This window comes from Agromyces luteolus, assembly GCF_009729855.1.
Taxonomy (GTDB): Bacteria; Actinomycetota; Actinomycetes; order Actinomycetales; family Microbacteriaceae; genus Agromyces; species Agromyces luteolus.
In genome coordinates this window covers 233287-240268 of record NZ_WODA01000017.1, presented here as the reverse complement: position 1 = coordinate 240268, position 6982 = coordinate 233287, and the positions used below count along the sequence as shown (strand labels likewise).

Genomic DNA, 6982 nt, shown 5'->3' with positions numbered 1-6982 from the left:
ACCTATGTCACGAGACATGAGCGACGTATCACCTGTGACACATGTCGTGAACTCAGACACCTCACTCGCCACCATCTGGAAGCCCCGGTTCGCCGGGGCTTCTTCCGTTGCCGGGGGCGGATGCCGGAGTCCGTTGTCGGGGCGGATGCCGCGGGATGCGTGCTGCAACGTGGGTGCATGAGAATCCGGGCGATGGGGCGCCAGGGAACTGCACCGGCCGCATTCTCATTCGCGCGAGATCTGGGTGCATGAAGATCCGGGTGATGGGGTGCCTGGGGACGGCACCGGCCGGATTCTCATGCGCAGCAATGGCGGGGCGGATGCCGCGGGCTCGCGCGTCATGTCCGTTCGACGGGCACGGGGGCGGGCGTAGCGTGGGGGCATGACCCAGAACGCCGCGGACGCGGCATCCGTCGACCTGCTCGCCATCGCCCGCCGGATCGCGACGACCGTCGCCCAGACCGCGCTCGAGGAACGCCGGCGCGGCATCTCGGTCGCCGCGACGAAGTCCACGCCGACCGACGTCGTGACCGCCGTCGACCGCGACACCGAGGAGCGCATCCGCGCCATGATCCTCGACGCGCGCCCCGACGACGGGATCTTCGGCGAGGAGGACGACACGCACGTCGGCTCGAGCGGCCTGAACTGGGTCGTCGACCCGATCGACGGCACCGTGAACCTGCTCTACGACATCCCGTCGTGGTCGGTGAGCATCGCGGTCGTCGACGGCCCGCCCGACCCCGGGCACTGGCACGCGCTCGCCGGGATCGTCGTGAACCCGGTGACGGGAGAGGTGTTCGAGGCGAGCGTCGGGGGCGGGGCCCGACTCGTGGACGGGCTCGGCTCGCACGCCCTGCGCGTGAACGAGGACGTGCACCTCTCGCGCGCGCTCGTCGCGACCGGGTTCGGGTACGCCGCCGAGCGGCGCGCGAGCCAGGCGAAGGTGCTCGTGGACGTGCTGCCGCGCATCCGCGACATCCGTCGCATCGGGTCGGCCGCGCTCGACCTCGGCGCCGTGGCCGCCGGGCGGCTCGACGCGTTCTACGAATTCGGGCTGAACCCCTGGGATCACGCGGCGGGCGCCCTGATCGTGCGGGAGGCGGGCGGTCGGGTCGGCGGGCTCGGCGGAGTTGCCGAGAGCGACCGGATGCTCGTCGCGGCGGCGCCGTCGCTGTTCGACGACCTGGCCGCGCTGCTCGAGGAGGCGGGCGCCTGAGCCCGCGGACCCGCTCCACATCGCATCCGGACGACCTTCTCCGTATATCGCATCCACGTGGCGTTCCGCCCATCGACCGGTTACGCTTTATCGATCCGTGATCTCGGCCCTGCCCGGTGAGCACGAGCCCCCCGTCAGCCCCCCGAACGAGCGAAAGTCCCCCACGTGCCCGAGTCCCCCCTCGTGCCCGACCATTCAGCGCCAGGCACCAGAGACCGATTGCGGTCCGAGCGCACGCCGACGCGCCGCGAACTGCGGGACCGTTCCTCTGCTTCCTCACCGGCCGAGCCGGCCGACCGACGGGTCGGCGACTCGGCCGTCGGTGTGTCCGGGGGCGTCTCGTTCGAGTCGTACCTGCCGTCGCGAGGCGGAGCGGCATCGGTGGCGGGCCCTGAGAGCGAACCCAGGCGACGGGCGGATGCCACGGGGCCGCTGCGTCCTCGCGATCGCCGCGAGGCGGCGGTCGATGCCGGCCCGGCCCACCTCCCGTCCGGCGCGGCTCGCCCGACGACCCAGCCCGGTGCGCCGACGGAGTCGCGCCGCCTGCGGCGCGACCCCCTCCCCGCGGAGGAGCCCACGCCCACGCGCCGCGAGTCGTCGGCCGCGCGCCGGGAGGCATCCGCCGCCGCCCCCGCTGCACCCGCGAACCCCGCACCGCGGACCGGCCGCCGCGCGGCCGCCGGTCCCGTCGACGTTCCGGGCTCCGGGCTTCGCGCCGACCGGCCCGCACCCGCTTCGCGGGGCGCCGCGTCGCCGGCGCTCCCGCCCACGGGCTCGGTTCCCGGCCCTCCGGCTCGTGCGACCCCGACGCCCGCGACGCCGGCGCAGGCGCCCACGGGCTCGGTTCCCGGCCAGCCGGCTCGTGCGACCCGGGCCTCCGCGACGCCGCCGCCGCCCACGAGCTCGGTTCCCGGCCACCCGGCTCGTGCGACCCCGACCCCCGCGACGCAGCCGGCTCGCCCGGTCGGTCCCGCCGCGGCCAACGCGCCGGTCGACCGGCCGTACCGCCCCGAAGCGGGTGCGCCCGCGCCGGGGTGGACGCCGCAGCGCCGCCCCGACGCCGCCCCGACCGGCGGCCGCGAGGCCGCGCAGCGCGGCCCGATTCCGCGCCCCGCTCCCGACCAGCGCCCCGAGGCCCCGGCCGCGGCCGCGCGAATGCCGCGGCCCGGTGCTCCGGCCGGTGGCCGTCTCGACGACCCGCGCGTCCGGCAGCAGTCCGACGGTGCTCCGCGGCGGCCGCAGCCGGGTCAGGGTCCCGACGGTGCGTCGTCCGCTCGTCCGGCCACGGCCGGTGCGGCCGGCACGGCCGGGCCCGACGGGTCGTCGTCGCCGACGCGATCGGAGCGGCACGCGCCCGAGGCCGCGCCTCGCGGACCGATCCCCGAGCGCAGGCCGAACCCAGAGCGCACGCCGAACACCGAGCGCAGGCCGAACCTCGAGCGCAGGCCCGCCCCCGAGCGCAGGCCCGCCCCGCCGTCGCAGGAGCGCCCGCAGCCCGGCGCGCCGCGGCATCCGCACCCCGACCCGCGCGCCGCCCAGGCGGCCGCTCGTGCCGAACGCGCTCCCGGTGCGGGCGAGCGTCAAGGCGCCCCGCACCCGGCGGCGCAGCCTCCCGTCGGGTCGCGCGACCCGCGACTCGCCGCCCGGTCGGACGCTCAGCCGCGTCCGACCCGTCCCGGCGACGGTCGCGCGGCGGCCGCGTCCGGGCGCGAGGCTCCGCGACTCGACGCGCTCCCCGCCGATGCGCGGCGCGCCGCGGCATCCGACCCCGCAGTCATCACCGCGAACGACGTGAGCGACCTGTTCGGGCTCGGGCATCGCGAGGCCCGCGACCTCGACGCCGCCGTCGAGGCCGCCCGGCTCGACGGGCGCGGTGCCGACGCCGGCTCCGGCGGACGAGGCGCGCCTGCGGCATCCGCTCACCGCACGCCCGTCGGCCGACGGACCCCGGCGGATCGACGGGCACCGCAGCGACCGGACGGACGGCCCGAGGACGGACCGTTCTCGTCCAAGGCCGCGCCCGGGCGAACCCGGAAGCGCGCGCTCACCACCCGCTTCGCGAGCGTCGTCGCCATGGGATTCGTCGCGATGCTCGCCGTCGCGACATCCGTCCCCTCGCTCTCGCTCCTCACCCCGGCCGAGGTGCAGGCGATGGCGCTCTCGCAGACGACCGGCACGACCCTCGACGGGCAGCGCGTCGACATCTCGGGCGGCACGCTCGCCGCCGGCATCGGGCGCGAGGACTACCAGGCGCAGACCATCGAGGAGTACGCGCAGGCGGCCGGCATCCGCGCCGAGGCGACGTTCACGAACAACCCGCTCGGCACCATCCAGTGGCCCTTCGCGGTCGGCGTGCACATCGGCGACCGGTTCGGCTACCGCAACTGCTACGGATGCTCGTCGGACCACCACGGGCAGGACTTCAACCCCGGCCTCGGTGCGCAGATCCAGGCGATCGCCGACGGCGTCGTGTCGAACTCGACCGACGCGGGCGGCTCGCTCGGCGTCGTCACGATGATCGACCACGTGATCGACGGCCAGGTCGTCACGAGCGTGTACGCGCACATGGAGTACGGCTCGCGCCGCTTCGAGGTCGGCGACACCGTCGAGGTCGGCGACGTGCTCGGCACGACCGGCAACACGGGCATGTCGACCGGCCCGCACCTGCACTTCGAGATCCGCATCGGCGGGATCGACGGGTACTGGGTCGACCCGCTCGAGTGGCTCTACGCGAACACGAACTGACGCGGCATCCGTCGCGGGGTGCATGAGATTCCGGTGGTCAGCCCGTCAGGAGGCGCCATCCGGTCGATTCTCATGCGCACAGCGCTGGGCGTCTGGTCTCGTGTATGAGATTCCGGTGGTCAGCCCGTCAGGAGGCACCATCCGGTCGATTCTCATTCGTCCTCCACGCCCTTGAAACGGCGTGATCGCAGCACAGACCGAGTTCATCGTCCATGAGCGCGCGCAGCGGTGTACACGATCGTGCCATGACCTCGATTGCCGAGCGCCTGCGCTATCACGGCGGCGTGCTTCCCTTGAAACGACTCCTCGAAATCGGCTGCACGAGGGACGACGTGACCGCGGCCGAGACGTCCGGCGTGATCCGACGCGTGCGCAACGGATGGTACGCCGGCGCCGAAGCGCCGGTCGACATCGTGCGCGCGGTCCGGGTCGGTGGCACGGCGACCGGCGCGACGGTGGCGCGACTGCACGGTCTCTGGCTCCATGACGATGATCGCCTTCACGTGCGCGTGCGGCACTCGACCGGCCGACTGTTCTCGCCGAACGACCGCCGGACGAGGCTCGACCGTGAGGCCCACCGAGTGTGCGTGCATTACAGCACCCGAGGCGGGTTCGATCGCGCGCGCGACCCGCTCACGCTCGCCCTGGCCGAGATGTTCGCGTGCACTGATCCAGCCGACGCACTGGCCACCGTCGACTCGGCCCTCGAACGAGGCGCGCTCCACATGGAACACCTCGACCTCATCAGGTCGCAGATGCCTCGCACGCGCAGTGTGCTCATCGATCGTGCCGACCCCTTGAGCCAGTCGGGTCTCGAGACGAGGATCCGTCTGCTGCTTCGATCGGCACGGATCGCGTTCCGCGCCCAGGCGCCGATCGAAGACGTGGGATCGGTCGACTTCCTCGTCGGCGATCGGCTCGTCATCGAAGTAGACGGGAGGCGATTCCACACCGGCGAGGCGTTCGAGGAGGATCGGCGCCGGGACTTCATCCTCGTCGCGCGCGGGTACGTCGTGCTCAGGCTCAGCTATCGTCAGGTCATCGACGATTGGGACCGCACGCGCACCGGCATACTCGCTTTGGTCGGGCGCGGTGAGCACCGGTGGTCGGGCCGAGGCCCGTACGAGCCGGCGCTCCCGGTGTCGGCGCTGACCGACGTGGCTGCCGACCGTCGCAGCCCCGATGATGAGGACGCATGATAATCCGCCCGACGAGCCGCTGTGCGGGGCCATCGGGCGGATTCTCATGCACGAGGTGTCAAACGCGGGCGCGCGGAGCGCGCGCGGGGTGCGGGGTGCGGCGCGCGGGGCGCGGCGCGCGCTACGCGGCGAGCCAGGCGGTGGTGTCGCCCGGGAGGGTGCGGCCGTCGAGGTCGGCGCTCGCGAGGATCACGTCGCCCTCGGGGAGCTCGACGGGCGACGAGCCCGTGTTGGCCACGACGATCACAGTGCCGTTGCGGACGGCGAGGACGTCGTCGCCGAACCCGTCGAGCCACTCGAGCTCGCCGGTCGCGAGCGAGCGCGCGCGGCGCTCGGCGAGGAGCGAGCGGTACAGCTCGAGCGTCGAACCGGCGACGCCGCGCTGGCGGTCGCGGGCGAAGTCCGCCCACTCGGCGGGCTGGGGGAGCCACGTCGTGTCGGCCGGGCCGAAGCCGTACGCCGGCGCGTCGGCCTCCCAGGGCAGCGGCACGCGGCATCCGTCTCGGCCGTAGCGCTCGCCGTTCGTGCGGAACCAGGTCGGGTCCTGGCGGGCCTCGTCGGGGAGGTCGATGGCCTCGGGCAGGCCGAGCTCCTCGCCCTGGTAGAGGTAGGCGGAGCCGGGCAGCGCGAGCATGAGCGCGGTCGCGGCACGTGCGCGGCGGAGGCCGACCACCGGATCGGGCAGGCCGGGGCTCTTCGGCCCGATGCCGTGGCCCTGCAGGCTGTCGGCGGTGAGCGCGAGGCGCGAGGCGTGGCGGATGACGTCGTGGTTCGAGAGCACCCACGTCGACGGTGCGCCGACGGCGCCGAACGTCTCGATCGAGCGGTCGATCACGGCGCGCAGCGGCGCCGCCTCGAACGGCGTCTCGAGGTAGGCGAAGTTGAACGCCTGGTGCATCTCGTCGGGGCGGACCCACTTGGCGACGCGCGAGAGCGGGTCGACCCAGGCCTCGGCGGCGAGGATCCGCTCGCCGTCGTACTCGTCGAGCACCCGGCGCCAGTCGCGGTAGACGTCGTGCACGCCCTCCTGGCCCCAGTAGGGCGCGCCGAGGTTCTCATCGTGGATCTCGGGTTCGAGCGGCACGCCGGCCTCGAGGCCGTGCTGGTTGCCGCCCATCGAGCCGGCGTCGGCCGGCGGGGTGTAGTCGGGGAGTCCCGCGGCCTTGATGAGGCCGTGCGCCACGTCGACGCGGAACCCGTCGACGCCGCGATCGAGCCAGAACCGCAGGATGCGGCGGAACTCCTCGCGGACCTCCTCCTGCTCCCAGTCGAAGTCGGGCTGCGAGCTGTCGAAGATGTGCAGGTACCACTGGCCGGGGGTGCCGTCGGGGTTCGTCGTGCGGGTCCACATCGACCCGCCGAACACGGACTCCCAGTTGTTCGGGGGCAGCTCGCCGTCGGCGCCCCTGCCGTCGCGGAAGATGTAGCGGGCGCGCTCCGGGCTGCCGGGCGCGGCCGCGAGCGCCTGCTGGAACCACACGTGCCGGTCGCTGGAGTGGTTCGGGACGAGGTCGACGATGACCTTCAGTCCGAGCCGGTGCGCCTCGGCGAGCATGTCGTCGAAGTCGGCGAGCGTGCCGAACAGGGGGTCGACGTCGCAGTAGTCGGCGACGTCGTAGCCGGCGTCCTTCTGGGGCGACGTGTAGAACGGCGACAGCCAGATCGCGTCGACGCCGAGGTCGGCGAGCTCGGGCAGGCGCGAGCGGATGCCGGCCAGGTCGCCCATGCCGTCGCCGTTCGCGTCGGCGAAGGACCGTGGGTAGATCTGGTAGATCGCGGCGGTGCGCCACCATTCGGAAGTCATGGAGAAAACCTTAAGCCA

The 6982-nt window shown here is 73.6% G+C and carries 4 protein-coding genes; 3 read left to right on the top strand and 1 reads right to left on the bottom strand.

The window, feature by feature from the left end:
* Positions 1 to 382: 382 nt before the first annotated feature.
* From GLX25_RS09785 to GLX25_RS09775, 3 genes are all read left to right on the top strand, one after another.
* On the top strand, positions 383 to 1216 hold the full coding sequence (locus tag GLX25_RS09785; protein WP_155842289.1) for an inositol monophosphatase family protein: 834 nt from the start codon (positions 383 to 385) through the stop codon (positions 1214 to 1216).
* A gap of 1791 nt (positions 1217 to 3007) precedes the next feature.
* Positions 3008 to 3961, top strand: a complete 954-nt coding sequence (locus GLX25_RS18385) for a M23 family metallopeptidase (protein WP_166548665.1) — start codon at positions 3008 to 3010, stop codon at positions 3959 to 3961.
* 212 nt (positions 3962 to 4173) lie between these two features.
* On the top strand, positions 4174 to 5160 hold the full coding sequence (locus tag GLX25_RS09775) for an endonuclease domain-containing protein (RefSeq protein WP_155842287.1): 987 nt from the start codon (positions 4174 to 4176) through the stop codon (positions 5158 to 5160).
* 121 nt (positions 5161 to 5281) lie between these two features.
* Here the strand turns inward: GLX25_RS09775 and GLX25_RS09770 are convergent, their stop codons facing one another.
* Positions 5282 to 6964, bottom strand: a complete 1683-nt coding sequence (locus GLX25_RS09770; RefSeq protein ID WP_155842286.1) for a glycoside hydrolase family 13 protein — start codon at positions 6962 to 6964, stop codon at positions 5282 to 5284.
* Between the last annotated feature and the right edge of the window lie 18 nt (positions 6965 to 6982).

What these genes read in the sequence shown, in the direction of transcription:
- GLX25_RS09785 (WP_155842289.1), top strand. Translation starts at nt 383, where the DNA reads ATGACCCAGAACGCCGCGGACGCGGCATCCGTCGACCTGCTCGCCATC.
- GLX25_RS09775 (WP_155842287.1), top strand. Translation starts at nt 4,174, where the DNA reads ATGAGCGCGCGCAGCGGTGTACACGATCGTGCCATGACCTCGATTGCC.
- GLX25_RS09770 (WP_155842286.1), bottom strand. Translation starts at nt 6,964, where the DNA reads ATGACTTCCGAATGGTGGCGCACCGCCGCGATCTACCAGATCTACCCA.